The sequence below is a fragment of the Microcystis viridis FACHB-1342 genome, from assembly GCF_014698335.1.
In the GTDB taxonomy this organism is placed as follows: Bacteria; Cyanobacteriota; Cyanobacteriia; order Cyanobacteriales; family Microcystaceae; genus Microcystis; species Microcystis ichthyoblabe_A.
Genome location: NZ_JACJSV010000006.1, coordinates 76,129 through 102,637, shown reverse-complemented (window position 1 = coordinate 102,637; position 26,509 = coordinate 76,129). Strand labels below are relative to the sequence as shown.

At 41.7% G+C, this 26,509-nt stretch carries 20 protein-coding genes and 1 pseudogene; 14 read left to right on the top strand and 7 right to left on the bottom strand.

Annotation, left to right across the window (positions count from 1 at the left end; genetic code table 11):
- Positions 1 to 649: 649 nt before the first annotated feature.
- Positions 650 to 2,275, top strand: a complete 1,626-nt coding sequence (locus H6G40_RS23855) for a glycosyltransferase family 4 protein (protein WP_002732867.1) — start codon at positions 650 to 652, stop codon at positions 2,273 to 2,275.
- Between the two features lies 1 nt (position 2,276).
- On the opposite strand, the gene H6G40_RS04045 is transcribed toward H6G40_RS23855, so the two are convergent.
- Genes H6G40_RS04045 through H6G40_RS04035 form a run of 3 tightly spaced genes read right to left on the bottom strand, consistent with a single transcriptional unit; the run spans position 2,277 to position 6,310 of the window.
- Entirely contained in the window at positions 2,277 to 3,470 is a 1,194-nt protein-coding gene (locus tag H6G40_RS04045; RefSeq protein ID WP_069473953.1) for an FkbM family methyltransferase, read from the bottom strand.
- 45 nt (positions 3,471 to 3,515) lie between these two features.
- Positions 3,516 to 4,748, bottom strand: coding sequence for a hypothetical protein (locus tag H6G40_RS04040; protein ID WP_069473952.1), 1,233 nt, complete (start codon positions 4,746 to 4,748; stop codon positions 3,516 to 3,518).
- A 41-nt stretch (positions 4,749 to 4,789) separates the two neighbouring features.
- A complete protein-coding gene (locus H6G40_RS04035; protein WP_069473951.1) occupies positions 4,790 to 6,310 on the bottom strand; it encodes a methyltransferase regulatory domain-containing protein in 1,521 nt (506 codons plus the stop codon).
- 284 nt (positions 6,311 to 6,594) lie between these two features.
- Here H6G40_RS04035 and H6G40_RS04030 point away from each other — a divergent pair, with 284 nt between their 5' ends.
- The 3 genes from H6G40_RS04030 to H6G40_RS04020 all read left to right on the top strand — a co-directional run bounded on the left by H6G40_RS04030 (position 6,595) and on the right by H6G40_RS04020 (position 8,274).
- The gene (locus H6G40_RS04030) at positions 6,595 to 6,906 is read left to right on the top strand and encodes an RpnC/YadD family protein (protein ID WP_069473950.1); all 312 of its coding nucleotides are present in this window, start codon (positions 6,595 to 6,597) and stop codon (positions 6,904 to 6,906) included.
- A 21-nt stretch (positions 6,907 to 6,927) separates the two neighbouring features.
- Positions 6,928 to 7,875 (top strand): Rpn family recombination-promoting nuclease/putative transposase, encoded by a 948-nt coding sequence (locus tag H6G40_RS04025; RefSeq protein WP_069473949.1) that lies wholly within the window; start codon positions 6,928 to 6,930, stop codon positions 7,873 to 7,875.
- An 87-nt stretch (positions 7,876 to 7,962) separates the two neighbouring features.
- Entirely contained in the window at positions 7,963 to 8,274 is a 312-nt protein-coding gene (locus H6G40_RS04020) for an RpnC/YadD family protein (RefSeq protein WP_069473948.1), read from the top strand.
- A gap of 184 nt (positions 8,275 to 8,458) precedes the next feature.
- Here H6G40_RS04020 and H6G40_RS04015 read toward each other — a convergent pair whose 3' ends face one another.
- The gene (locus tag H6G40_RS04015) at positions 8,459 to 10,468 is read right to left on the bottom strand and encodes a DUF4214 domain-containing protein (protein WP_069473947.1); all 2,010 of its coding nucleotides are present in this window, start codon (positions 10,466 to 10,468) and stop codon (positions 8,459 to 8,461) included.
- A gap of 390 nt (positions 10,469 to 10,858) precedes the next feature.
- Between H6G40_RS04015 and H6G40_RS04010 the strand changes: the two genes are divergently transcribed.
- The 4 genes from H6G40_RS04010 to H6G40_RS03995 are packed head-to-tail and all read left to right on the top strand — an operon-like array spanning position 10,859 to position 15,018.
- Positions 10,859 to 11,050, top strand: coding sequence for a hypothetical protein (locus tag H6G40_RS04010; RefSeq protein WP_176721619.1), 192 nt, complete (start codon positions 10,859 to 10,861; stop codon positions 11,048 to 11,050).
- On the top strand, positions 10,998 to 12,662 hold the full coding sequence (locus H6G40_RS04005) for a methionine biosynthesis protein MetW (protein ID WP_069473946.1): 1,665 nt from the start codon (positions 10,998 to 11,000) through the stop codon (positions 12,660 to 12,662). The genes H6G40_RS04010 and H6G40_RS04005 overlap by 53 nt, the downstream gene beginning before the upstream one ends.
- 20 nt (positions 12,663 to 12,682) lie before the next feature.
- Positions 12,683 to 13,726, top strand: coding sequence for a glycosyltransferase family 4 protein (locus H6G40_RS04000; protein ID WP_069473945.1), 1,044 nt, complete (start codon positions 12,683 to 12,685; stop codon positions 13,724 to 13,726).
- The gene (locus H6G40_RS03995; RefSeq protein WP_069473944.1) at positions 13,723 to 15,018 is read left to right on the top strand and encodes a glycosyltransferase; all 1,296 of its coding nucleotides are present in this window, start codon (positions 13,723 to 13,725) and stop codon (positions 15,016 to 15,018) included. Before H6G40_RS04000 ends, H6G40_RS03995 begins: the two co-directional genes overlap by 4 nt.
- Here the strand turns inward: H6G40_RS03995 and H6G40_RS23070 are convergent.
- Both H6G40_RS23070 and H6G40_RS03990 read right to left on the bottom strand, forming a co-directional pair.
- Positions 15,015 to 15,209: pseudogene (locus H6G40_RS23070) on the bottom strand (PhzF family phenazine biosynthesis protein); the annotation flags it as partial. The gene H6G40_RS03995 and the pseudogene H6G40_RS23070 overlap by 4 nt on opposite strands.
- A gap of 154 nt (positions 15,210 to 15,363) precedes the next feature.
- Positions 15,364 to 17,397 carry an elongation factor G gene (locus H6G40_RS03990; RefSeq protein ID WP_069473943.1) on the bottom strand — a complete coding sequence of 678 codons (2,034 nt, stop codon included), beginning with the start codon at positions 17,395 to 17,397 and terminating at the stop codon, positions 15,364 to 15,366.
- A 577-nt stretch (positions 17,398 to 17,974) separates the two neighbouring features.
- On the opposite strand from H6G40_RS03990, the gene ychF reads away from it, so the two are divergent.
- Complete coding sequence (gene ychF, locus H6G40_RS03985; protein ID WP_002732084.1) at positions 17,975 to 19,066, top strand: redox-regulated ATPase YchF; 1,092 nt, start codon at positions 17,975 to 17,977, stop codon at positions 19,064 to 19,066.
- A 327-nt stretch (positions 19,067 to 19,393) separates the two neighbouring features.
- Positions 19,394 to 21,427 (top strand): N-6 DNA methylase, encoded by a 2,034-nt coding sequence (locus tag H6G40_RS03980; RefSeq protein WP_069473942.1) that lies wholly within the window; start codon positions 19,394 to 19,396, stop codon positions 21,425 to 21,427.
- 99 nt (positions 21,428 to 21,526) lie between these two features.
- On the opposite strand, the gene H6G40_RS03975 is transcribed toward H6G40_RS03980, so the two are convergent.
- Positions 21,527 to 23,068 (bottom strand): NAD(P)H-quinone oxidoreductase subunit N, encoded by a 1,542-nt coding sequence (locus tag H6G40_RS03975; protein ID WP_069473941.1) that lies wholly within the window; start codon positions 23,066 to 23,068, stop codon positions 21,527 to 21,529.
- 507 nt (positions 23,069 to 23,575) lie between these two features.
- On the opposite strand from H6G40_RS03975, the gene pipX reads away from it, so the two are divergent.
- The 4 genes from pipX (at position 23,576) to proC (ending at position 26,341) form a co-directional block, all read left to right on the top strand.
- A complete protein-coding gene (pipX, locus tag H6G40_RS03970; RefSeq protein WP_002733869.1) occupies positions 23,576 to 23,848 on the top strand; it encodes a transcriptional coactivator PipX in 273 nt (90 codons plus the stop codon).
- A gap of 3 nt (positions 23,849 to 23,851) precedes the next feature.
- Positions 23,852 to 24,511 carry a YggS family pyridoxal phosphate-dependent enzyme gene (locus H6G40_RS03965; protein ID WP_004157486.1) on the top strand — a complete coding sequence of 220 codons (660 nt, stop codon included), beginning with the start codon at positions 23,852 to 23,854 and terminating at the stop codon, positions 24,509 to 24,511.
- A gap of 319 nt (positions 24,512 to 24,830) precedes the next feature.
- On the top strand, positions 24,831 to 25,403 hold the full coding sequence (locus tag H6G40_RS03960; RefSeq protein ID WP_002732272.1) for a cell division protein SepF: 573 nt from the start codon (positions 24,831 to 24,833) through the stop codon (positions 25,401 to 25,403).
- A 125-nt stretch (positions 25,404 to 25,528) separates the two neighbouring features.
- Entirely contained in the window at positions 25,529 to 26,341 is an 813-nt protein-coding gene (gene proC / locus H6G40_RS03955; RefSeq protein ID WP_002733973.1) for a pyrroline-5-carboxylate reductase, read from the top strand.
- Positions 26,342 to 26,509: the final 168 nt, after the last annotated feature.

The following is a 26,509-nucleotide window of genomic DNA, read 5'->3' as shown; positions in this document are numbered from 1 at the left end:
TTGTAATGGGAGACTCTTTGTTTTCCTAGACAAAAATAATTACTTTTTCAAAAAAACACTTTTCTATTTTTTTGTTGGGTATTTTATTCTCTGGAAGTCCCTAAATTGTCAGACTTGCTATTATCGGTGAATAGGAGGCAAAATAGCTAATAGTTGACTCCACATCCTATTTTTGACGACTACCGCCGCAATTATCGCTTTAGCACCGCCATGCCCTTCTTTCGCCAGTTGGTAAATAATTTTTGCAGACCCCTTGACAAGATGCTTATTTTATGTTGTTTAGCAAGGCAGTTAGTAGATGTTACTCTATTAACGACCTTTTAAGCTTAGAGGAGGGTAAATCGTCCGCTCTTCTCGACTTTATGTGATAATTTTTGCTTATGGAATCGTGAAATGCTTATTGGGCAAGACTTTCAGGGCTATTTTGCCAAAGAAACTATCAGTATAGACCTCGTTTCCACACAGAAACCAGAAGAGCCAATCGTCCACTATTCGGTTATGTCGGAGTTAGCAGTCACGATCAAAAATTGGTTAATAAAATCAAAGTTCCTGTCCCTGTTTTTGCTGATAATTCAGCCGAGCTTATTCGGGGATACTAGAGGATTTATTAATACAAATTTTCTATCAAAAGGGAGAATTATAAATTACTGTGATCGATAGTGCTTCTTCAGAAAAAGAGCAAGAACTTGTTCAAGAGTTTCAACAAAAATATCTCTATATTATTGATAAAAGAACTGATAAATTAGAACAGCAAAAGAATAATCAATCTTTACGAGAACAAAATCAAGTGTGTAAAAACTATCAAGTACAGCGTGGGGAAATTAGTGATTTAGAAGTTAATCATGATCTAGGTGTACCCTTAACTGAAGATGAGCAAGAAAACTTACAAGTAATTCAATCTATGTGCGAGCAGAGCAAACCTATTATTGTTATTGATGGCGTTATTTTTCAAATTAACCAAGGAGGAATAGCGAGAGTTTGGCATTCAATTCTACAAGAATGGAGTAACTCAGAATTTGGTCAACATATTATTATTTTAGATAGAAATAAAACCACACCGAGACTAAAAAACTTAAAATATTGGTTATTAGAAGCTTACGATTATAATCATAGCGGAGAGGATACTAGAAAAATTCAAGCAATCTGCGATCAGCTTCAGGCAGCTCTCTTTATTTCTACTTACTATACCACTCCCCTAAGCACTCCTTCGGCTCTAATGGTTCATGATATGATACCTGAAGTCCTAGAAGCGGATTTAAATCAACCAGAATGGCAAGAAAAACACTACAGTATTTTGTATGCGTCTCGTTATATTACCATATCAGCTAATACTGCCAAGGATTTAGTTAAGTTTTATCCCCACATTACCCAGGATAAAATTGATGTTGTTTATAATGGAGTCAGCCAAGAATTTTCTCGAAGTATAGCTCAAGAAATCGATGGTTTTAAGCAAAAATACCAGATTTTAAAACCCTATTTTCTCATCGTTGGTTCCCGCATTAGTCTCAAGGGTTATAAAAATGTCAAATTATTCTTTGAAGCTTGGAATAATTTACCTGAAAATAATAATTTAGCTGTGGTTTGTGTCGGTGGTGATTTAGAGTTAGAGCTAGAATTATCGAAATTAACTCCAGATATTACCACCTATGTCTTAAAATTAGATGATCAGGATTTAAAAACCGCTTATTCGGGTGCAATTGCCTTAGTTTATCCTTCCCTTTATGAAGGATTTGGACTGCCAATTATTGAAGCAATGGCCTGTGGGTGTCCGGTGATTACTTGCTTTAACTCGGCGATTCCAGAGGTAGGAGGTGATGCAGTTTTATACATTGACGGCACCAGTATTGATGAGATGATACAAGCTATCAAAAAAATACAAATTCCTGAAATTCGTCAGCAACTAATAGACAAAGGATTAGAGAGATATCAACAATTTTCCTGGCAGCAAAATTCCGAAAAAATTTCTCAAATTATCCTAAAAAATATTGACGAAGTTAAAGAAAATCCTTCGGGTAAAGTTTGGTTAGAATTGAGAAAATTACAAGAGGAAAAACAAAATCAATCTCTCCAGTATTTAATTACATCTAGGAGTCTTAAAGAAGTGGAATATTCTCTAGAAACCTTAAAAATTCAGAATGTAGAATTATTAGAGAATATTGAAAGCCAACAAAAGGAAATTAACAATTTATCTACAGCTAAGTCAGCTATTAAAAGACTGCTTAAGATTGTCATCAAAAAATCTAAACTTGCTTACTTGATAAAAAAGAACTATTAGTCTAGTAGGCTTGTTTAGGAATAACTAAAATATCAATATATTCCCCAGTGTTTAAATTATCTTGATAAAATGTATCGAGAAAATCTAAACTTGTTTCAACAAATTTTCCCCCTCGCAATCTCCATACTCTAGAGGCAAAAGTTTCGATAAAGCTTAAATAACTTTTCTTTCCGGCTAGTCGATTAATTCCGTAGGGCCAAAATTCCACATATAAAGGAACAGATATTTCTCGAAAAAATCCTTGTCCTCCTTGAAATATTAGTCCTTCACTACCTTGACAATCTATCCAAACAAAACCAATTTTTCGAGGATTTAAGATTCCTCGATTCTTTAACTCATCTAGAGTAATAAACTCGGCTAATTCTCGACTATAGTTGTCTTCATTAAATAAATTATCTGTGACATTGACTGGTTGAATACGGAAGTCGCCACAATTATCAGGGTTACAAACTAATTCTCTTGTACCAGTAAAATTAGCTAATCCGTAGTTCAGTGCTTGTAATCGCTCAGTTAACTGGTTAATCTGAGTATTAAAAGTCAGAAATTGATAATTTAAACCCGAAGCTTCGATAGAGATAGCGGATTGGAAATAATTACCTTTTAAAGCATAGATGGATGTGGAGCCAATATTAGCACCCAAATCAAGAAAACAAGACTTATCGGGGTGGAATAGACTATGATTTTCCAGAAATGTCATACAGACTAAAAAATCATTTAGCTGAAATGCTTTTCCCTGTAAAGCTCCTTGAAGTTGGACTTTATCAAAAGTGGGATAGAGTAAATAACCGTCAATTTCATCACTTTTGATCATAATTCCATACAGGGATTCTGGTGGCTTTTTCAGACTAAAATTATTGACCTGTTTATACTCTGCTGATTCTCCGAAGATATGTAATATTTCTGGTAAAGTATGGGAGGTATTCAGCCAATATTCTAATTCCGAGTTATCGGGATTTCTTTTTAGTAGATACTTGTATAAATTAGTAATAAATTTTCGTTGATGCTCATTATTATTTTGGCTATTTTGTTGATGCTGCTGAAATTCAGAAGACCGTAAAAAAGACTGGATAACTTCCTGAAAAGACCGTCCTAATTTGATCTGTTCTAGATAGTATATTTTACCTTCTATATCCGCAGCTCTCTGCAAAAAAGTTTCATAACAAAATTCGATAAAAGTTTCTGGTTGAATAAACATAATTAGTCATCAATTTTTATGAGTGAAAGATTTTTGGTGATTAAGTTAATAATCACTAGAAAGAAAATTTATCTGAGAAATAGCCAAGCTTAAGTTTCTATCATCATCGCTTAGTCCTAAATTTTTAGGTGATGTGGAACCCTCTATTTTTAGTTCAATAGTTATTAGAGATGAGTTTTCATTAAGTAGATTTTTAGAGCAGTAAATAAACTTACGAAGATTATTTTGTAAACGATTATATTCAAAGTTCCAAATATCCACTAATTTTTCATTTACCCATACCTCCACCTTAAGTGTAGGGTTTTCTGACGAGAGAAAAACTGTCACTATTTGCCATTCTATAAGTAGGGGAACAGTACAGTCAAGCTGGATAGTAAAAAAAGCATAATTACCTTTTAACCAAGTAAAATTTTCTTCGGGTAAGTAAAACCCTTGTCGGAATAATTGTGGATGAAGGAAATTAGCTAAATAACCAGCAAAGCTTACCCGCTTATTCAACTGGGCAACTATTTGATAAGTTCCCTCTATTATATCGGCAAATTTGCCTGTTAGTAAAATTTCTTGCGAACTTAAATATTTTCTTTGCAAAGGATCGGGAGAATGACCTTTTGCCAAATTTCTATAGGGTAAGCAGCCATAATAGTTAGGAGGCACATAAATTAACTCTGGGATATTTGTATTTAAAAAAATTAAGTTTTTTTCGCTTAAAACATCATTTCTAACCATAAATAAATTAATCCCTTGACTATCGGCATAAATAAGGGAATAACCTTTCTTATCTGCTAAATTTTTCCAAGCTAAAATACTAGCTCCAAAATAATTTGTTCCATCCCAACAACGCTGAGTAGAGTAGGGGACAACCTTATCTTCTTTGGGTGAGTGGGAAGAATTGTATTCCAATACTACCACTCGCGGTTGATAGATTTTTTCTAAACTAAACCAGAGATAAAAATCATTACCGTCCACATCAATAGAAAGCAAATCGAACTCGTGGGGAACCTGATACTTGATAAAAACTTGATTGATATTTTCGGCAGTAATTAACTCTTGATAGAGATGAAGTTCTGGGTTACTATAATCCCTATCTAACTGGATACCATGACAGTCATAAACTTCTCGCAGATAACGCGTATTGCATTCTCTGCCATCTTCTACCCCAATTTCTACATAAAAGCGATTGGTAAAACCAATGAGAGCGAAAATCTGCTCAATCACACCATCTTCTCCATTTTGGGAGAAAACCTTTTTCTCGAAAGATTGTAAATTGATGACTGTCATGGTTAAAAATATCAAGTTTCTAGAAACATTAAGATAAGTATTTACTCAATACCTAGTTTTTGCAATGTTAGTAAACGTTCTTGACTAAACTGCTCGTACACTGTTTTCAGATGAGTGATATTTTCCTCCTCTGTTTCCAAAGGTTTCCCATCTTTAACTACTTTTTTACCTTGACTTGCCAAAATTTGCCAGACAAGTTGTACTGCATCTTGGTTAGAGGATTTAGCCAGGAGGAATAATTGTTCTAAACGATTGACCACTACTCCAGTCCCAATCAAAGGAGAAGCTAAAAAGCTTAATTCCTCACTATAGACTGCTTTCGCTTTCACTGCATTATTAAAAGCATCAGTAGATGGTTTCCGTTGTTGGCAAGTTTGCTCATCCACAGCAGGATGAGTATAGCCAATACCAGTTAAAATCATGAGAGCTTGGTAAAGACCATTTAAGTTAATATTTGAGGTTTTGGGATGATTTTGCAGTTGCTGTAAAGTTTGGGGAGATTCCGCCAAAACCTGACAAATTGGCTGATAAACTGCCTCCTGTAACTTAACTTCTCCCACGGGGAACTGCTGCTCGAACTTGATATTTGCGGGATTAACAAGTAGAGCAAACCGGGTTTCTTGTAGTTGTTTAAGCTGTTCTTGGTTGGTTAAACCTAAAGAGCCTCGACTAAAAATATCACGACGGAATTGGCTATTAACAAAGAAATCTCGCACCACTTCCCGATAGATTGGGTCGCTGATTTTTGCTAATTTCTCTTGGGCAACTGGAGAGAGATTGACTGTATCAATATGGTCATTAATATGAGCGGAACCCACATATTTAAGTTTAGCATCTTCTAATTCTTTCGCCACTTCATCGAAGTAAAAAGAATTCCATTCCTGATTGAAATACTCGTGAGCTAAATAATAACGATTTTGTTCCTTTAGGCGCTCGTAACGATTTTTTAAAATTGGATTTTGGGCAAAATAACTAGCATTAGCCTCTAATAATTCTCCTGTAAAATTAAGTGCCTGTTCAATGCGGGTTAAAATTGGTTCGGAACTGTGTTGACCATGTCGTAACATTAAAGCTTGCATCGGCATCGCTGCTGACCAACCCGGCAGGGCATTATAGGAGATATAAACTAATCCCCCTACCTTGAGATTGCGGTGAATAAAATTAACTATTGCTTGGCGATTTTTGGCACTAATCCAGCTATAAATTCCGTGCAGACTGATGAAGTCAAATTGAGGTAAATCTCGCTCTAAAAATTCCTCAAAACTATCATCAAAGAAAAGAATATTCTTCATTCCCGCCTTGGCCGCTAAATCTCTAGCTGTGGCGATATGGCTAGGATTGAAATCATTGGCATAAAATTGGGCGTGGGGATAGGTAGCCGCTAAAATATTCGTGGTAAAACCCTGACCACAGGCCAATTCACAATAGGTAAATTCTTGACCGGAATCGGGGGGTTGAATGGATTTCATCAGAGTCGCTAAACCTAATTTTAGGGGACTTAACTCGCCGTAAAAGCCGCTAGTGTAGTTAACTTCCGATACATATCCTTCTGTCCAACTCATAGATTTTCCTCAAATATAATGACAATTCCTAAAATTAAGACTTGATTATACAGGAAAAGAGCCATGTCCCCTAGATTGGCTCTTTTGGATTTGGTGGGTAAAATGTATTCTGAGATACAGTCCTGCTGGCGAGGGAGTGGAACGAACCACAAAGACACAGAGGACACAAAGATTGATCATATAGTAAGTTAAACTTATCACACAGAACCTAGAAAAGCCGGTAGGGTTAATTCATGAATTAACCCTACTACTTCCCCCAGAAAAGTCGCAAGGAAATTGAAGCTATGTTTGAACTAAGTGATTTAAAACAAACGAGAGTCTATCAAGAGGCACTGGCCGAAGGAGAAAAACAAGGTCTAGAACGGGGTCTAGAACGGGGTCTAGAACGGGGTTTAGAACGGGGTCTAGAACGGGGTCTGCAAGAGGGGAAACGTTTGGTGGTGGAAAACCTGCTCCGAGTCCGTTTTGGTGAGTTAGACCCAGAAATTCAAGCTATTATCAGCCGGATTTTACAATTGTCCCCAGAAGAATTTACTCCTTTACTCCTACATTGTTCCAAGCAGGAACTCTTAAATCAATTCGGCAACTGCCAATAAACCCGAGAAGCGAGATTTTTCGTGAAAACTGACAGTCTCTTCTACCAAATCTTCCTGCGCTTTCCCGACAGTTTCTTTGACTTAATCGGACAACCGCAACCGGGAGCAGCAAACTATCAATTCACCTCCCAAGAGGTGAAACAACTCTCTTTCCGTCTCGATGGCTTATTTATACCACTCAGAGAAGATATTCAGCAACCCCTCTACCTAGTGGAAGTGCAGTTCCAAGCGGACGACAGCTTATACTATCGACTTTTTGCGGAATTGTTCCTATTTCTAAAACAATATCAACCACCTCACCCCTGGCAAATTGTCGTCATTTATCCCCATCGTGGGGTGGAACGGGAACAATCCCTACATTTTGGCGAAATCCTCAATTTATCGAGCGTTAGACGCATTTATCTCGATGAATTGGCCGCAAGGGACAATCCCTCCTTAGGAATCGGTGTGATTAAATTAGTAGTAGAGTCGGAAACGGCAGCGGTGAGGACTGCTCAAACCCTAATCGAGCGGACCAGAGAAGAAATCACCGACCAGTCCAGTCAACGGCAGTTAATTGACCTAATCGAAAGTATCATCATTTACAAATTACCCCAGAAAAGTCGCGAGGAAATTGAAGCTATGTTTGGACTAAGTGATTTAAAACAAACGAGAGTCTATCAAGAGGCACTGGCCGAAGGAGAAGAACGGGGTCTAGAACGGGGTCTAGAACAAGGTCTAGAACGGGGTCTAGAACGGGGTTTAGAACGGGGTTTAGAACGGGGTCTAGAACGGGGTCTGCAAGAGGGGGAACGTCTGGTGGTGGAAAACCTGCTCCGAGTCCGTTTTGGTGAGTTAGACCCACCACTGCAAGCTATTATCAGCCGGATTTTACAACTGTCTCCGGAAGAATTTACTCCTTTACTCCTACAGTATTCCAAGCAGGAACTCTTAAAGCGATTTCCCCCAGAAAAGTCGCAGGGAAATTGAAGCTATCACCCCCCTTATCAAGGGTAGGGTTAATTCATGAATTAACCCTACTACTTCCCCCAGAAAAGTCGCGAGGAAATTGAAGCTATGTTTGGACTAAGTGATTTAAAACAAACGAGAGTCTATCAAGAGGCACTGGCCGAAGGAGAAGAACGGGGTCTAGAACGGGGTCTAGAACGGGGTCTAGAACGGGGTCTAGAACAAGGTCTGCAAGAGGGGGAACGTCGAGTGGTGGAAAACCTGCTCCGAGTCCGTTTTGGTGAGTTAGACCCAGAAATTCAAGCTATTATCAGCCGGATTTTACAATTGTCCCCAGAAGAATTTACTCCTTTAGTTCTCCATTGTTCTAAGCAGGAACTCTTAAAGCGATTTCCCCCAGAAAAGTCGCGAGGAAATTGAAGCTATTACCCCCCTTATCAAGAGTAGGGTTAATTCATGAATTAACCCTACCATAACCCACTAGGGAAGGGAGGGAGACCCTCCCTTTCTCGTTCCAGGGTTCTACCCCGGAACGATAAAAGACCATCCTTTTTCAGGATGGTCTTTTATAATAGTCAACTAGGATTCGTCTGCTTACTGGAAATTAAGCGACGATAGTAAAGTTGCTGGCATTTAAATTCAGAGGCGCAGTCGTCGCAATAAGAATACGATCAGTGCTGAAGTTACCATTAGCATCGTAGAACAACTTCCCGTTATCTGTGGCATAACCAAAGCGCACTAAGCCAGTGGCGGTCTGATTAGCCGTGAGGTTCGCGAAGGTATCCACGAGGATTGTATTAGCACTGTTAGTTGCACCCGCCACAAGGCTAACCGCCAAAGCCGCTCCCACTGCCGGAGCACCGGTAAAGGCGGCATTACTTAGGGCGAACACATCGTTATTTGCTACTATGCTGAAGTCAGTGATCGTGACATCATTACCGGCAGTGGCTTTATTCAAGACGAACTGGTCGTTACCACCGCCACCAGTTAAGATATCTGGACCACCGTTGCCAGTAAGGGTGTCGTTCTTGGCACCACCTGTCAGGGCATCAGCTAATGCACCACCAGTAATCTTGAAGGAACCATTGGTTTCAGCGGCACCATTAAAGGTTAAGGTTTTGGTGGTGAAGGAAGATGCATCAACAGTTAAAGTTGCACCACTTGCCACAAGGGTGTCCACAGTGGTGATTGTGGTGTTAGCGGCGGTGTCTTCTTTAAAGATAATCGTCTCAACGTTGGTAACACCATTGATAGCAGCAGCAATGGCACCAACTTTAACAGTTAAGGTGTCATTGCCATCGTTTCCATTGAGGTTAACAAGATTAATCTGATCTACTGCCGCCGTCAAGGTGAAGGTGTCATCGCTTTTGCCGCCGACAATCTGGGTTATATCACTGTTTTTGCCCAGATTCAGGGTCAGTTTTCCAGTAAAGTCAGTGGCATCCAGTCGATTAGTCCCGTCAAATACATCGATCTTGCCGTCAATGGTTAGGTTCTTGTCCCCAGTAATGACGAAGTTGCTCTGGGTTTGATTGAGAGCAAGGGTATTCAGGGTTGTATCAGCGTTAGACAGGACACTGTCAGCTTTAACGACTAGGTTGACCTTGCTTTTATCAAATAAGTTGGCCGCAATCGAGGCACCCGCAGTTGTCCCGTTCAGGTTAACGGTGAGATCCTTGCCACCTACAGTCTCTTGTAGGGTTAGATTGCTGGCGTAACCAGCCACAAGATCGATGGCGTAGTTATTAGCATCAACGATTGTTAAATCACCTTTGACCACCTGTACTTGTTTGGCTTTGCTAATGTTTTGCAGTAGGACGGTAGCACCAGCAGCACCAGAGAATTGGATGGTCTCAATGTTTTCGATGTTCGGAGTGACAAAACCAACAATCTGGGCGGTCAGTACGTCGTTATCACTGGTGCTAGGGTCTTGAACGAAACTACCATTGAGGAAGGTCAAAGCACTAACCTTATCATTGGCTGTACTGAGAAACTTACCTTCGGGAGCGACTTTGCTGTTAGCGGCAGCTGTCAGTACGGCTCCATTATCTAGCAAGGTGAAGGTAGTACCCGTGCCACCACCGATAATATCAATGATCGCCTGATCTATTGCTGCTTGGGCTGCGGTGACGCTCGCGGCAGTGGAATCCACTGTGTCGATAATTTGCGATGAGGTGGCCAATACGGCGGGAGTGAAGGCGATGTTCGCATTAACCGCTTCTTGGGTAAATTGCAGGGCTATATCGGCACGGTTTTGGAGAGCGACCCTGTCAGTTCCCCGCGCTCCTTGAGCCACTGCGAGGACAAATTCGGCCACTGACTCGGGAGAGCTATCCTGTTCAAGAACTCCTAACCAGAACTCTCGTCCTGCCTCATCGGCATCACGACCAAAGGCGTTCTGATAAATTTCATCAATAAATGCTGCTGGGTCGCCTAGGGTGGGGGCTGCCAAGAAGGGGTAAAGGGCTTTAGCCTCTGGGGAGGCACCGAACTGCGCCGCTATCTCCTCTATGGTTACATCTTGGCTCTGCCAAAAGGCAAGACCTGCGGGATCAGGGGAACGGTTGAAGTAAATGACGTACAAGCCGACGATGGAATTTTGATCTACAGTCATAACTTATTTTTCACTCCTCGAAACAAAGTAAAACGCTGTTGAAACATGGCACATATACTAGCATAGATGACCTCAATTATCAAGCTATGGCAAAATTTTTTTTTGTGGGAGTAGTTCCGGTCAAGGTCTTCTACCCTTGGTAATGATCGTTGAAGACTGAACCTCGACCAAATTGAGTAGATTCTTTTAAGACTTAAGGTTATATTCCCATCCCCCAGAATACACTCTGATTCACCTTGATTGGGCAATTCGGTTACAATATTTAAACTGTCTTAGTTTATCCACACATACCTATAGGTTAGTCCAACTTCCTCGGTCAATTTTGTCACCACAGGGCAGCAAACGTCTTGTTCGGGGAAACTTTATCAGAAAAAAACGGTCTTAACAGCGATGCCATCCCATCCTGATGGTACAGGAACCTGTAAGATGGGATTAGTAGTCACTATCGGGGGCAAGATTCTCAATCAGGGCGGTTTCGTCTCTCTCGGTGCCGGAATAAACGAGAATATTAAACTTAATTTTTTCTTCTATGACTATCGAAACTTACTATCCCAATCTAAATGTCAAGCATTTGCTTGGTAAAATTCGCCAAGAAGCCCTGCGCCAAAACCTAGCTCCGGGGGGTCTCTCGGCACCAGTACCACCACCACCGGCAGCGACGGGGGAATTAGTCCTGAAGGAGGATTTTGATCGGGAAGCAATTAATAATCAAATCGATTATATAGAGGGATTTATCAAAACAGCCGAGTCAAGAGCGGCAGTGCGTAACCAACTGCCGGATAAATTTGGGCGTTTCCCCTGGTTATTATTTAAACCCTTGCAAGCTCTGGCTTTAAAGATTCTCAATACCATATTTCGCGATCAAAGGGAAGTGAACTTCAATCTGGCCAGTGCCTTGCGAGAATGCCTACAATTAAATCGACAGTTATTATCAGAGGTGGAAAGTTTGCGATCGCAATCCCAGCGAGATTTAGAGAATTTAATGGCGGTTAGTCAGAGTTTATCTGGTTACAGCCAAGCGGTGGAGAAAAATCTGGTCAATAATACCCAAAATCTACAGGAAAAACTGCATAATCTTGACCAAAAATGGCAGGAGCGGCAGCAGCAAAATCAAGATGAACTCCAAGGAGAAATCCAGGAACTTGAGCGAGAGATGCAAAGCCAAATCGAGCAACTGGCTCAAAAGGGGGATAGGATCGCTAATCAAATTCAAGAGGGGCTGCAAAGCCAAATCGAGCAACTAGATCAAAAGCGCGATCGGATCGCTAATCAAATTCAAGAGGGGCTGCAAACCCAAATCCACCACCTTGATCGAGAATTGTATCAGAAGACCGAGCAATTGCAGGAGTATCTAGAAACCCAAATTAAAGATAGTAATGAGAAGAATTTTCAAAATAGCCATTATTTAAAGATAGATTTACTCCAACAAAAGCGCTTAATGAATAAGTTTTTAGAAGCGACAGCAGGAGCGGAAGGAGGATTGGCGAGTGAACCAGCGCAAATTTTTGCGGGAGAGTTAGATCATTCTCTAGATGCCTTTTACTTCGCCTTTGAGGAGCGTTTCCGCGGCAGTCGCGAGGAAATTAATGAGAGATTAGAAGTGTATCTTCCCCGACTCAGAGAAGCACAAATTGCCCCAGTAGACTCGCTGATTTTAGATTTAGGTTGTGGTCGGGGAGAGTGGTTAGAGCTTTTGCGAGATAATGGTTACAGATCCAGAGGTATCGATCTAAACCGAGTCGTCATTGAACAATGTCAAAGTCGAGGATTAGAGGTTGTAGAAGGAGATGTTATTGCTTATTTGCAATCAATGCCAGACGAAAGCGTGGCGGTAATCACGGGATTCCATATTATTGAACATCTACCCTTTGAAATATTAGTCAAGCTATTAAATGAAGCATTTCGAGTGCTGCGTCATCGAGGTTTGGTTATCTTTGAGACTCCCAATCCTGCTAATGTTTTAGTGGGCAGTTGTAATTTTTACTTCGATCCAACCCACCGCAATCCTCTACCCAGTTTAATGACTCAATTCCTAGTGCAATACTGCGGTTTTGCCGAGGTAGAAATTCTTAATTTAAACCCTTCTGATGGATTCAAAGCTGATGAGGTAAATGAATTAGATGAGTTATCTAAACAGTTTAATCAGTATTTTTATGGTCCAATGGATTATGCTGTTATTGGTTATAAACTATAATTAATCACGAGTAAGTATTCATGAGAGTTATTATTACAACAACACAGGTTCCTTTTGTCTATGGCGGTGCGGAAATTCACGCTCAGGAATTATGTAAGGCTTTAGAATTGGCAGGCCATGAAGCGGAAATAGTCGCCATTCCCTTTCAAACCTATCCCCTGGAGAGAATTTTAGACACAATGTTAGTCTGTCGCTTATTAGATTTGACTAGCGCCAATGGCAGAAATATTGATCGATTAATTGGCTTAAAATTCCCAGCTTATTTAATTCCTCATCCCAGCAAAGTTCTCTGGATTCTGCATCAACACCGACAAGCGTATGAACTATGGGGTAATCCCTATGGTGGGTTAGATTTAAGTGCCAATGGTTTACAAATTCGTGAAAATATTATCCGGGCAGATAATAATGTTTTTTCTGAAACTCATAACATATTTAGCAATTCTAAAAATGTGGCAAGAAGGCTAAAAACCTATAATAATGTTGATTCGATACCCCTTTATCACCCTCCCCAGAATGCTGATTTTTTTCAATGTCAACCAGAAGAAGGTTATCTATTCTTTCCTAGTCGGATCAATCCCTTAAAACGTCAAGAGTTAATCCTTGAGGCTTTAGCCTTGACTAAAAACCCTGTCAAAGTGATTTTTGCTGGTCAACCAGAAGGGGATTTTGGTGACATTCTAGAGGAAAAAGTTAAGCAGTTGGATATTGCTGAAAAAGTGGTATTTTTAGGCAGAATTAGTAACGAGGAAAAACTCGATTATTATGCCAGATGCCTAGCAGTGCTTTATCCTCCCTTTGAGGAAGATTACGGTTACGTTACCCTAGAAGGAATGTTAGCTTCTAAACCAGTGATTACCTGCCAAGATTCGGGAGGACCCCTAGAATTTATTCGTCATCGCGAAACCGGTTTAATTGTGGAACCGACGGCTAATGCTCTAGCAGCAGCGATGGACGAACTTTGGGAAAATCGGTCTTGGGCAGCAAACTTAGGTAAATCTGCTGGTGAATACTACAAAAGTCTCGATATTAATTGGTCAAACGTTATCAAAAAACTACTCGCATGAAAATTAATTGGTTTTCCCCTTTACCTCCCGCTAAAACTGGTATCGCTGATTACATGACTTGTATCTTGCCAGCTTTGATTAAAAATTGTCAGTTAGAACTATGGACTAATCAAAAAATTTACGATCGAGAACTAAACAACTATGTTAAAGTTAACTCCTACCATAGAGATAACATAATGTGGTCAAAAATTAACCAAGCAGACATAAATATTTATCATATTGGTAATAACCCAGATTTTCATGAGGATATCTGGCGGATTAGTTGTCAATGCCCCGGTATAGTCGTCCTTCATGATTTAAAGCTGCAGGATTTTTTTAGTGAAATTGCTAGAATCAATAATGATCGAGATAGCTATCTTAATCAAATGTTCTATTACTATGGGCTGGAGGGAAAAATAGCCTCAGAAATGTGGTGGAATCAGAAAATTACTATGCAATTTATGGCTGATAATTATCCCCTAACTCCTTTAGCGTTAAAAAATGCTGTGGGTGTGATTACCCATACCCAGGAAAGTTATTGTCAACTGCAAAAAGAACAAGAGCTTTTAACTGCCTATATTCCCCTTCCCTATCCTAGTTTCGGTTGCTCATCAAATCAAGAAAATCAGAGAGAAAAGGGTTGTTATCAATTAATTATTTTTGGTCACATTGGTAAAAATAGATGTCTGGATATGATTCTGGACTCTCTGGCCAGTTTTCCCCAAAAACAAGCTTTTCGCTTAGACATCTATGGAGAAGTATGGGATAGTAATTATCTCCTTCAAAAAATTAATAGCTTAAATTTAAATAATTTAGTAACCTTGCATGGTTTTGTCACGGAAGCCAAATTAGAGACCGCCTTAGCTAACGCAGATTTAGCAATCAATTTACGTTATCCTACTATGGGGGAAGCATCCGTCAGTCAGCTGCAGATTTGGAGCCATGGTTTGCCAAGTTTAGTGACTAAAATAGGTTGGTATAGTGAGTTGCCGGAAAATACCGTAGGTTATGTGACTGTTGGCAACGAAATCGCCGATTTACATCAACATTTCTCTCAATTTCTTCACGATCCGCAATTCTATCAGACTATCGGGAAAAATGGTCAAATTTGGCTAGAAAATAATCATTCCCCCGAATCCTACGCTAGAGCCTTGGTAGATTTCGCTCAGGAAGCTTGTCAACAAAGATATCGTTATGCGGCCAATTATTTTATCGAAAAAGTAGGCAAAGAAATTAGCTATTGGAATGATGACCAAATCTCGGATTTAGAGTTAAAATCCCTAGCGGAAACCATTCATTTTCTAACCAGCTAAAGTCTTTCCCCATCGGGAATTATCATCTTGCCTTGGCAGACCAGAACTGATGCACCACCCAGAGAAACTTCCGTGATTGACCGGTTGTTTTTCTGAAACTTTAATTGTAAACTGCTGGGTCTGCCCATTTCCACTCCTTAGATTATCTTCCATTGATTCATCCCTTCCCTAGAAGATTCTAATCCCCTTAGTTTGAGAATTCCGAGACTAATTTGGGGCAGTATAGCACTAGGATAATCTTATGGAACCCTTCTGTCATTTTTTGCCAGAAAAGGGAGAGATGAGCCAATAAAAGCCCATCTCTTGGTAATTTATCGCTCTACCTTACTGACAGCCAAGAAGACTTTACTTGTTACCATTACCCTGCATAGCTAAAACCGCATCGCGTAGTTTATCTGGCACTTCTTGCAGGTGATCCTCATCCCACTGGAAGAAACCAACCCCCATAGTCAAAGAACGCAATTCAACGATCAAATCGTGCATTTCCGCTTGGGGGAGATAGGCCGTCACCTGATCCCAACCTTTCCACTCCGCAGAAGCTTCAAAACCCTGAATTTGACCCCGTTTGCCACTGATTAACTGTAAAACCTTGGCGGTGTATTCTGAGGGAGCGAGAACCGTCACCGATAGAATTGGTTCTAATAAGACTGGATGACATTTAGGCAGTCCTTCCGTCATCGCTAGACGGGCCGCTTGTTTAAAAGCTTGTTCGGAACTATCGACACTGTGATAGGAACCATCGGTGAGAGTAACATCAATATCCACCACGGGGAAACCCAAAGGACCATGACCGAGATATTCCCGCACTCCCGTTTCCACCCCGGGGATATACTGTTTGGGGACAACACCACCGACAATGGTTTCATGGAAGTGGAAACCTTCCCCCCGGGGTAAGGGTTTAATATCGAGATACACATCACCAAAAGCACCGTGACCGCCGGTTTGGTGTTTATAACGTCCGTGGGATTTGGTACTGGTTTTGATCGTTTCCTTGTAGGGAACTTGGGGTAAATGGGTGGTCATCGGTAGATTATACTTGCGTGCTAGGCGATCGAGGGCCACTTGCAGATGAATTTCTCCCTGTCCCCAAAGAATCACTTCTTTAGTATCACCGTGTTGTTCCCAGTAGAGGGAAGGATCTTCTTCGATCAGTTTCGTCAAAGCTGAACTTAATTTAACTTCATCCTTGCGATTTGCGGCGGCAATAGCGAGAGCAAAGACGGGTTTAAGCTGTAATCCTCTGGGAAGATCGGGTTTTTGACTGCCGCTGCTAACCACGTCTCCGGTGCCGATTCCTTCCAAACGACCGAGAGCGATAATTTCCCCCGCTTGGGCCTGCTGTAGGGGTTGTTGTTGTTGTCCCATGAGACGATAGATACCACCAATCCGCACACCGTTCAAGGCCATGCCATCGTTAAGGGTTCCCTGCCAGATTCGCCCTAGGGAGAGGCGACCGCCCTGGGGAGTAAAATAGGTTTTGAGGATTTGTACCACTGCATCTCCATCCGCACTTGGATCGAGACCGCGACGATTGGCAGTAATTGTCGGGGCCGGCGCTTCTTCCACTAAAGCGGTAAGGAGATGACGCACACCATAATCCCGTTCCGCCATACCGAAGAACACGGGTACTATCTGATCGGCTCCCAGTTCTTGTTTTAAGTCTTGGAGAATTTCTTCCCGGGAGGGGTTAATATCTTCGAGGAGTTCTTCTAAAAGATGATCATCAAATTCGGCGATCGTTTCTAGCATTTCTTGTCGAGCGATCTGTTCTTCTTCCTTGAGGTGGTCGGGTAAAGCTACAGGGTCGGCGGGACTGTTAGCATGGTAATGATAAGCCTGTTCGTTGATTAAATCGATGAATCCGATAATTTCGTTGTTCTGACGGATAGGATATTGCTGGGGAACAAGGGGACGACTAGAAACGGATTTGAGAGCTTGTAGGACTTCGTTAAAGTGACTATTACAGCGATCCATCTTGTTGATGAAGATTAGATGCGGAATTTCCCAATCATCGAGGAATTTTAGCAAGGGAGCCAGGGTGAGAACTCGATCGACCACCGGTTCACAAACGATAATAGCAGCACCGGCCCCGACCAGGGCATTATAGGTTTCACTGGCAAATTCGATCGAACCGGGACAATCGAGAAAGGTAAAATTTAGGTCTTGGTATTGACTATGGGCAACGGAAACTTCTACACTCATCTGTCGATCCCGCGCTTGCGTGGAACTATCACCAACGGTATTGCGATCGCTGATTTTGCCTTTTCTGGTGATCGCTCCTGTTACGAAAAGTAAACTTTCCAGTAAGGAGGTTTTTCCACTGGAGTAGGGGCCGACAAGGGCCACATTACGCGTGTTTGCTCCGATACTTTGATTCATACAGATACCCCCAACAATGATTTAGTGATTAGTTGTGGCGATTGGACGATATTTACACTCGATCGCCCTTGGGAAATATACTGTCATAGCACTGAAAATTACTCTCAGGACGTATTTAGAAGTGAAAGGCCTGTCTTGCCATAATTTTGCCCAGTGCTACAGGTGTATTCTTTCCTACTCTTCACCCTAACTCAGTCTCAAGCATTACATCCCATTCTCGCAATCTCTTGTAAAATCTTGCCTACTTTTAGTTAAGGAACTTGAATAAATGTTAACTAGGGTTTGCTAAATAAGTTTTTCGTGGGTGTGGGGTGTGGGGTGTGGGGTGTGGGGTGTGGGGAAATGGGGAAATGGGGAAATGGGGAAATGGGGAAATGGGGAGAATAAATAAAAATAATCTCCTGTCTCCTGAATCCTGAATCCTGAATCGGAGTCTCCTACCTCCAGGAAAAATTTTTTCAGCAAATGTTAACTAAGCTGTTAACTATCGACAGTCTTTTTCATCAACCGGATTCACAAAAACGAGAGGCAGCCTGATATAGTGAGAGGTCGGGATGATGTTTATCAAGCAATTTTTATGTTGAAAGCTGGAATCGTGGGACTGCCAAATGTGGGAAAATCGACCCTATTTAACGCTCTGGTGGCTAATGCCAAGGCCGAGGCCGCTAATTTCCCTTTTTGTACCATTGAACCGAATGTGGGTGTGGTATCCGTCCCCGATGAACGTCTGGAGGTTTTGGCTAAAATCTCTAATTCTGAGAAAATCGTGCCGACGCGGATTGAATTTGTCGATATCGCCGGATTAGTCAAGGGTGCTAGTCGCGGGGAAGGATTGGGTAATCAATTTTTGGCTAATATCCGGGAAGTGGACGCGATCGTTCATGTGGTGCGCTGTTTTGATAATGATGATATTATTCATGTTTCTGGTTCTGTGGATCCGGCCCGGGATATCGAGGTGATTAATCTAGAGTTAGCTCTAGCGGATTTGGGACAGGTGGAGAAGCGGGTGGAACGTTTACGCAAACAGGCGAAAAATAGCAAGGAAGCCGCCGAAGAATTGGCTATCCTTGAAAAAATCCTAATTTGTCTTAATGACGGTATTTCGGCGCGAAAAGTGGATTTAAGCAAAGAGGAAGAAGAATTAATTAAAAATCTCGGTTTATTGAGTCGGAAACCGATTATTTATGCCGCTAATGTGAGCGAAGATGATCTGGCCACGGGTAATGATTGGGTAGAAAGTGTCCGTCAAATTGCCCAAGAGGAACAGGCCAAAGTTGTGATCGTTTCTGCTCAAGTAGAATCGGAATTAGTGGAATTGTCGGAGGAAGAAAGAAAAGATTTTCTCGGTTCTTTAGGAGTAGAAGAAGGGGGATTAAAATCTTTAATTAAAGCTACCTACGAGTTATTAGGACTGCGTACCTATCTCACCACTGGTCCCCAAGAAACCCGCGCATGGACGATTATTTCTGGTATGAAAGCACCCCAAGCAGCCGGAGTTATTCACTCGGATTTTGAACGGGGTTTTATTCGTGCGGAAACTGTGTCTTATCAGGATTTAGTTAATAGTGGCACGATGAGCGCAGCCAAAGAAAAAGGTTTAGTCAGAAGTGAAGGCAAGGAATACATTGTTCAAGAGGGTGATGTTTTACTATTCCGTTTTAATGTATAGCTAAAAATAAATCAGGTGAGTGTCACCCACCTGATCAAAAGGCTGAATAATTGGCGTTATCAAATTGAAAGATGCTCCGAATTTCTGCCCTAAACAATCTCTCAGCTTTTTTCACTCACTTTGGTTAACATTAAACTTAATTTTTTATCTCTTGACATACTCTAATTTAGATTCTATAATTAGGTATAGGGGCAAGTTCTTGTTTAATCAAGATGGCGATTATCTCTGTCCACTAAAAGACTGGTTTGCTAGGAATGCAGTCAAGGCTAAAAATAGTCTATCTATTCAACAACCCGCAACGGAAAACGGTCAAATCAAACTCGAAAAATGAAAGAGCAAGGATTGTTATTTTCTGAAGACAGCCTGTTACCTGAAAAACTCCCGCAAATTCAGGAATTACGACCTTCTAACAATCTTTCAGCAGTTTTTGAAGAGTGCCATAATTATATTTACGCCAACGAAGGAATGCTCAAAGACAAGATTTTTCACGAGATGGTTAAACTAATCATCATCAAACTTCATGATGAAAAATCTGCCAAGCAATCTGTAAATTTTGGCGTTACAGCAAGTGAATATAAAGCCATCGTCGCCAATAAGTCCGATGAATTTATGGCGCGTCTTAGTCAATTATTTACCTCCATCAAGAATCATTATCGGGGATTTTTCACCGATGACACATTCAAGTTAAAACCTTTGACTCTTGCTTATATTGTAGGCAAGTTACAGTACATTAATTTAACTCAAACATCTGGCGATATAAAAGGTGAAGCCTTCCAGACTTTTGTAAATAGACACCAGCGTGGAGATAGGGGAGAATTTTTTACCCCTCACCCAATTGTACGCCTTGCGGTTGAAATGATAGACCCCAAACCAAACGAAAAAATTATAGATCCTGCTTGCGGAAGTGGTGGTTTTTTAATTCAAGCAATAAACCATGTTCGACAAAATAATCCAGAGTTCGATATAGCAAGTTTTGTGCAAGAAAGTATTACAGGAATTGAATTTAATCCCGATGTCGCCCTTTCGGGAATGATTCGTTTAGTTTTTGAAGGTGGCACAGGTTCAGAAATTATCTGCACTAATGCGCTTATCGAAGATCAAAAATTAAATAATTCCTTTGATGTTATCTTGACCAATCCTCCCTTCGGAAATAAAGGCAAAGTAGAAGACCAGAAAATTCTTCAATCATATCTTCTTGCCCGAAAATGGCATAAATCAGCGTCCAATGGTTGGGAAGTTTCCCCAACCGTTTTAGCGGGTCAGTCGCCCGATATTTTATTTATTGAGAAATCTATAAAATTATTGCGGGCAGGTGGACGCATGGCGATTATTCTGCCCGATGGTCTATTACAAAATATCTCTAATGGACCGATTCGGCATTGGTTGCGCTCCCAAACAAAAATATTAGGTGTTGTTTCCATACCGCCGGAAGCATTCGTGCCATACGGTACAGGAATCAAGACATCACTTTTAGTAGTTCAAAAATTACCAGCAAACAATGATTCTTGTTTTATGGCACAAATCAAAAAAATAGGCTATGACGTTAAAGGACAAACAATATATAAGCGCAACGAGTCGGGAGTTATAGCCCGAAAAAAATCAGGTTTGCCAATAGTTGACGATGATATAGATGATATTTCTCAATCTTTTACGTCATTTATCAATGGCGAATTTGCACAAAACAGCGATTGTATTTATACAGTTAAAAACACCCGGCTCAATTCGAGACTGGATGCCGAACATTATTTACCCAATGACCAAAAATTATTAGAACATCTAAAATCTATTGGGGCGAAACCTTTAGGTGAAATTGCCGATATTTTGAGAGATGCGGCTGATTTTCGTTTAGCTAGGGACAGTGAAATTAGATATATCGCTATTTCCGATGTTGATTATCGTACAATGCAAGTTGTTTCCCAACAAATAATTAAGGCATACGAAGCCCCATCTCGTGCAACTTATAGATTGTACAAAGGTGATATTATTACAGCAATTTCAGGAGCAAGTACAGGAACACCACGCCAAGCAACAGCCCTAATCACGGAAGATGAAGACGGAGCAATTTGCTCAAATGGATTTTCAGTATTAAGAAATATTCAGGGAGTCGAGCCTTTGTTTTTATTAGTATATATGCGAACAGACTTTTTTTTGCGTCAGATTAAAAGGTACATGACAGGTCATGCTATTCCTACTATTTTAGTAGATGATTTGTCAAAAGTTTTAGTGCCTATTCCACCCCAATCTGAACAGCAGAGAATCGCAAAAAGTATGACCGAAATTCAAGCAATTAGAAAAGAAGCGTTAAAGGCAAGTGAGAATGTTGTTAACGAAATGAGTCTTCTACTTGGCCAATTTGAGTAAAGCAAAAAGCAGGTTAAGCTTAGAAAAGGTCTTAAGGTGGTTGATTTATCCCAACCTTAAGACAGGACTAGGATACTTGGGATAAATCAACAGAGATTCTCAATTCGCTCGGGAAATGTGCGTCGCCAGGGCCGCCGATTGTAGGATGGGGGTAGTGGTGACGGAATCCGTCGCTAGGGTAAAGAGAGGATTGGAAAGGATACCGGCCAGGGAAGTCGCCACTAGGGAGAGGACAATACCCACCTGTAGGGGACGCATCCCGGTAAGAGTCCAATTGATAACGGGGTACTTTTTCACCGCATCGGACATCTCTTGGGGTTCCTTGACCACCATCATTTTGACCACACGGATATAGTAGTAAATCGAGGCCACACTGGTGACTAAACCAACGAGGACGAGAGCATAAAGTCCCGCTTGCCAACCGGCCCAGAATAGATAAATCTTACCAAAGAAGCCCGCTAGAGGCGGAATTCCCCCCAAAGAGAGGAGACAGATGCTTAAACAGAGGGTTAGCAGCGGATCCTTCTGGTAGAGTCCCGAATACTCAGCAATCTGATCGGTTCCGGTTCTCAGAGCAAAGAGAATCACGCAGGCAAAAGCCCCTAGGTTCATGAACAGGTAAATTAACAGATAGAAAATCATGCTAGAGTAACCTGCGTCAGTACCGGCGGTTAAACCAATCATGACAAAACCCGCCTGACCGATCGAGGAATAGGCTAACATCCGTTTCATGCTAGTTTGGGCCAAGGCGACCACGTTGCCGAGGATCATACTCAAAATTGCTAGAGCGATAAAGATAAACCGCCATTGTTCGCTCACTAGACCGAAAACCGTCACTAATAGGCGAATTGCTAGGGCAAAACCGGCCGCTTTGGAACCTACCGAGAGGAAAGCCACCACGGGAGTGGGTGAACCTTCGTACACATCAGGAGTCCACTGGTGAAAGGGAACCGCCGAAATTTTGAAGGCGATACCGGCAATTACAAACACTAATGCGATCGCTAAGGCCAGGGACTGACCACCGTTAACAGCGGTTAATTTTTGGGCAATGGCACTTAAACTGGTTTCACCTCCGGATAAACCGTAGAGAAGGGAAACACCATAGAGGAAAATCGCCGAACTAGAAGCTCCAATTAACAGGTATTTTAAGGCGGCCTCGTTCGATCGAGGATCCCGCTTCATGTAACCGGTCATTAGATAGGAGGAAATACTGAGCATTTCTAGGGAGATGAAGATCATCACCAATTCACTAGCGCCGGATAGGAACATTCCCCCGAGGGTTGCGGTGAGCATAATGGCTAAAAATTCCGCTAGGGAGGTTCCCGCTTGTTCCACATAACGGATAGACATCAGCACTGTGGAGGCGGTAGAAAGAGCAATAATCCCCCTAAAGACGATACTGAGATTATCCCCCTCAAAAGCCCCTAAAAAGGCCACCGGTTTCGGATTGTCCCAGGCAAAATAGAGAGCAGCCACAGCAGCGAGCAGACCAGCGATCGCAACGTAGGGCAGCCAACTTCTGGCACTCCGTCCCACAATTAAATCGCCGATTAAAATCACCATCAGGGTAATAATCAGGATTCCTTCGGGCCAGATAACGCCGGCGTTTAGCTGACTGGCAACAAGACTAGAAAAATCCATATTGATTGAGGTTAAAGGAATTTGAAGTTAAAAAAGGCTTAATACAAGCTTAGGGCATTTGATCAGCGATTCAGTGATTAGTTATCAGTGATCACTGATCCGGTGTCAGTTTTCAGTTCACTGATCGCCGCTATCGGGTTAAAATTTCTAAAAAACCAGATAAATTTGAGATAATCTTAGCTTTTATGGGCATTATAGTTGTCTCTTGTCTTTTTTATCCTCCTGTCTCAGAGTCTCCTCTGCAAAGGGAAAATCTTTGATTTTTGCAGCAGAGCTAATTTCTGATGGTGACAACTTGTCACCGAAATGTATCCAAGTTAACAGGGAAAAAGTGAAAACTCAGGAAATCATGACATAGACTGGCATCGTTAGTTGTAATTGAAGGATTCTGGTAAAATCAAGCTAGGGAAACACCCGAAAAATCAATTGTTTTTGAGCCATCCGCTTGATTTTATTGTGGAAAAACTTTCTAGTTCGCTCAATCCTTTTCCTTTAGCGATCGCTTGAATGAGTAACGAAACCTATCTCAATCATCCTACTTTCGGTCTATTATACAGAGTGTGTCTATTAGAAGAACATCGGGAATTATTCACCACTCTTTATGCCCAACGTCTTTTTTTTCTGGTGACGGTGGGACCCAAGAAAGTCTCGTTCGATCCGATTAGTCGTTCCGATGCTCGTCTTTTAGTGGAAAACCGGCTGCGGAATTTGCGCCGGGGCAGTAATGTGCAAGAATTTAACAGTCTCAACCAAACTTATCAACAAACCTTTTCAGTCTAGTTCATGACGATCGCTAGTCGTATCGAGTCCATCCGTCTTACCCTACCCTCCTGCACGCGTCTGATTGCCGTCAGTAAACAGGTATCAAGCGATTATATCCGTCAAGCTTACCGAGCAGGGGTGAGAGATTTTGCCGAAAGTAAGCTACAGGAAGCAATCTCGAAGCAGCAAGAACTAAAAGACCTCCCAGATATTTCTTGGCACTTTATTGGGCATCTACAGGCAAATAAAGCGCGCAAAGTCCTAGAATCTTTTGATTTAATCCATTCCCTCGATAGTTTAAAATTAGCCCAAAGACTCGATCGCCTGGCCTCAGAATTAGAGATTAATCCCCAAGTTTTGCTACAGGTGAAAGTTGTCCCCGATCCCGATAAGTTCGGTTGGGACAAGGCCGAACTCATAGCAGATCTTCCCGCTTTAGTCAACTGTCAACAGCTAAAAATTCAGGGTTTGATGACAATTCTGCCCCAGGGATTATCGGCTGGGGAAAAGTTAGCCGCCTTTGAAAAAACCAGCGATTTAGCCCAAATCATCGAGAATAGCTCTAGTTTATGCCTGCCTCATCTATCCATGGGGATGTCTAACGATTATCCTCTGGCCGTCAAGGCCGGAGCCACTTTGATCCGGGTGGGAACTGGCATTTTTGGCGAGCGCATTTACTGAACCATCTGCGTAAATTCACAGAAAAAAACCCCAGAAATTTTAATCATTGGTGATAATATATCTTAAAATTACAGCGTCTAGTCTAGAAACTGGTGGTTAGAAATGAGGAATTGACTTTTTCCCAATCCCTGAAAACTATCCCCTGATAACTAATAACTGAAAAGAGGGAACTAACTGCTGCTTCCAGACGACTAAAATGACGAACCCTTAACAAAATAGTTCCCCTGTACCAAGCGAGAGCAAAGATTGTTAAAGGCCACCAAATAACCCCGACTCTAGACAAGACCACCAAAAAAAATCTTTTGAAGGACATTAGACTGTGAACAACATTTTTACCAAGCTCAAAGATTTTGTCGGTATCTCCGAACAACCGGAAGATGAAGATGAAACCGACTACGAAGAAATGAACTGGGAAAAGTCTTCCCCCCAAGATAGGGATCAAAACGAAGAAGAAGAACCCCTTAATCGTCGTCAACGCGAACCTTTAAATCTCAATACAGCCACATCTATGGGACTCAACAGAAGCAACGTGATCGGTATGCCAGGTATTAACAACAATAATGCAGAAGTGGTCGTGATCGAGCCCCATTCCTTCGAGGAAATGCCCCAAGTTATCCAAACCCTGAGAGAACGCAAATCGGTGGTTTTAAACCTCAACGTCATGGACCCGGAAGAAGCACAAAGAGCCGTGGATTTTGTCGCCGGTGGCACTTATGCAATTGATGGTCATCAAGAACGCATCGGTGAGAGTATTTTCCTGTTTACCCCCAGCTGCGTTAAAGTTAGCACCCTTTCTGGAACTATTCACGATATCGCTGATAACCCGAAAATGGCTCGTCCCGTTTCCTCAGCACCTGCTTGGGCAGCCGAAAGCAGTCGATTAGCTCAATGAATCTTTCCATAGTCCTCTCGTCAGGTTTGTCGAAGCTAGAAATCGATCAATTTATCGAGAGGATGCGTTTTTTCTTGGTAGGATAGCTAAAGCTCTCTTTTTTACTTTTTACTTTAAAAAATACTGTGTCTATTCGTTTAGGAATTATTGGCGGTGGAGTGATGGCCGAGGCCATTCTCAGCCGTTTATTAAAAAAAAATGTTTATAGTCCGGAAACGGTGTTAGTCAGTGAACCCCAGTCCCAACGGCGCAACTTTTGGGTTAATACCTATGGAGTGCAAGTCAGTGAGGATAACCGGGAAGCTGCTAGGGCAACTGAGGTGTTAATCTTAGCGGTAAAACCGCAAACTTTAGAGCAAGTAGTGAATAGTTTGCTAGGAATACCCGAAAAACCCCTAATTATCTCGATTTTAGCGGGAGTTACCCTCAATCGCTTAGAAATGGGCTTTCCCGATCGCCCCGTAATCCGGACGATGCCCAATACCCCGGCTACGGTGGGACAAGGGGTTACAGCGATCGCATCCGGTCGTCATGCGGAACCGGAACATCTGGCCGTAGCTAGAGATATTTTTGCTGCGGTCGGTTCGGTGGTGGAAGTTCCCGAAGCTTTGATGGACGCGGTAACGGGATTATCGGGATCGGGCCCGGCATTTGTGGCCCTAATGGTGGAAGCTTTAAGCGATGGTGGTGTGGCGGCCGGATTACCGCGAGCGATCGCCTCTCAATTGGCCATAGAAACAGTTTTAGGGACGGCAACCCTATTAAAAGAATCGGCCATACATCCGGGGGAATTAAAGGATCGCGTCACTAGCCCTGGGGGAACCACGATTGCTGGGGTGAGACAATTAGAAAAAGGCTCTTTTCGCTCAACTATTATCGAGGCAGTAGTGGCGGCCTATCATAGATCTAAAGATTTAGGGCGTAGTTCCGAAAAGTAATCTTTTTATCTTTTTTAACCCATAATTAGGTAGGCGTTAAAAATTATCAGACACCCCCCTTATCAAGGCTGTCCTTTAGTCACATCTTTCTTAACATTTCAAACCTTTGTAGCACAAGGCTTTCAAGACTCGGTTAACAATTTGTAATATTCCTTGTTGACACCCTTA

Coding starts and splice junctions, on each gene's coding strand:
- H6G40_RS04045 (WP_069473953.1), bottom strand. CDS start 3,470: ATGTTTATTCAACCAGAAACTTTTATCGAATTTTGTTATGAAACTTTT.
- H6G40_RS04040 (WP_069473952.1), bottom strand. CDS start 4,748: ATGACAGTCATCAATTTACAATCTTTCGAGAAAAAGGTTTTCTCCCAA.
- H6G40_RS04035 (WP_069473951.1), bottom strand. CDS start 6,310: ATGAGTTGGACAGAAGGATATGTATCGGAAGTTAACTACACTAGCGGC.
- H6G40_RS04030 (WP_069473950.1), top strand. CDS start 6,595: ATGTTTGAACTAAGTGATTTAAAACAAACGAGAGTCTATCAAGAGGCA.
- H6G40_RS04020 (WP_069473948.1), top strand. CDS start 7,963: ATGTTTGGACTAAGTGATTTAAAACAAACGAGAGTCTATCAAGAGGCA.
- H6G40_RS04015 (WP_069473947.1), bottom strand. CDS start 10,468: ATGACTGTAGATCAAAATTCCATCGTCGGCTTGTACGTCATTTACTTC.
- H6G40_RS04010 (WP_176721619.1), top strand. CDS start 10,859: ATGCCATCCCATCCTGATGGTACAGGAACCTGTAAGATGGGATTAGTA.
- H6G40_RS04005 (WP_069473946.1), top strand. CDS start 10,998: ATGACTATCGAAACTTACTATCCCAATCTAAATGTCAAGCATTTGCTT.
- H6G40_RS04000 (WP_069473945.1), top strand. CDS start 12,683: ATGAGAGTTATTATTACAACAACACAGGTTCCTTTTGTCTATGGCGGT.
- H6G40_RS03995 (WP_069473944.1), top strand. CDS start 13,723: ATGAAAATTAATTGGTTTTCCCCTTTACCTCCCGCTAAAACTGGTATC.
- H6G40_RS03990 (WP_069473943.1), bottom strand. CDS start 17,397: ATGAATCAAAGTATCGGAGCAAACACGCGTAATGTGGCCCTTGTCGGC.
- ychF (WP_002732084.1), top strand. CDS start 17,975: ATGTTGAAAGCTGGAATCGTGGGACTGCCAAATGTGGGAAAATCGACC.
- H6G40_RS03980 (WP_069473942.1), top strand. CDS start 19,394: ATGAAAGAGCAAGGATTGTTATTTTCTGAAGACAGCCTGTTACCTGAA.
- H6G40_RS03975 (WP_069473941.1), bottom strand. CDS start 23,068: ATGGATTTTTCTAGTCTTGTTGCCAGTCAGCTAAACGCCGGCGTTATC.
- pipX (WP_002733869.1), top strand. CDS start 23,576: ATGAGTAACGAAACCTATCTCAATCATCCTACTTTCGGTCTATTATAC.
- H6G40_RS03965 (WP_004157486.1), top strand. CDS start 23,852: ATGACGATCGCTAGTCGTATCGAGTCCATCCGTCTTACCCTACCCTCC.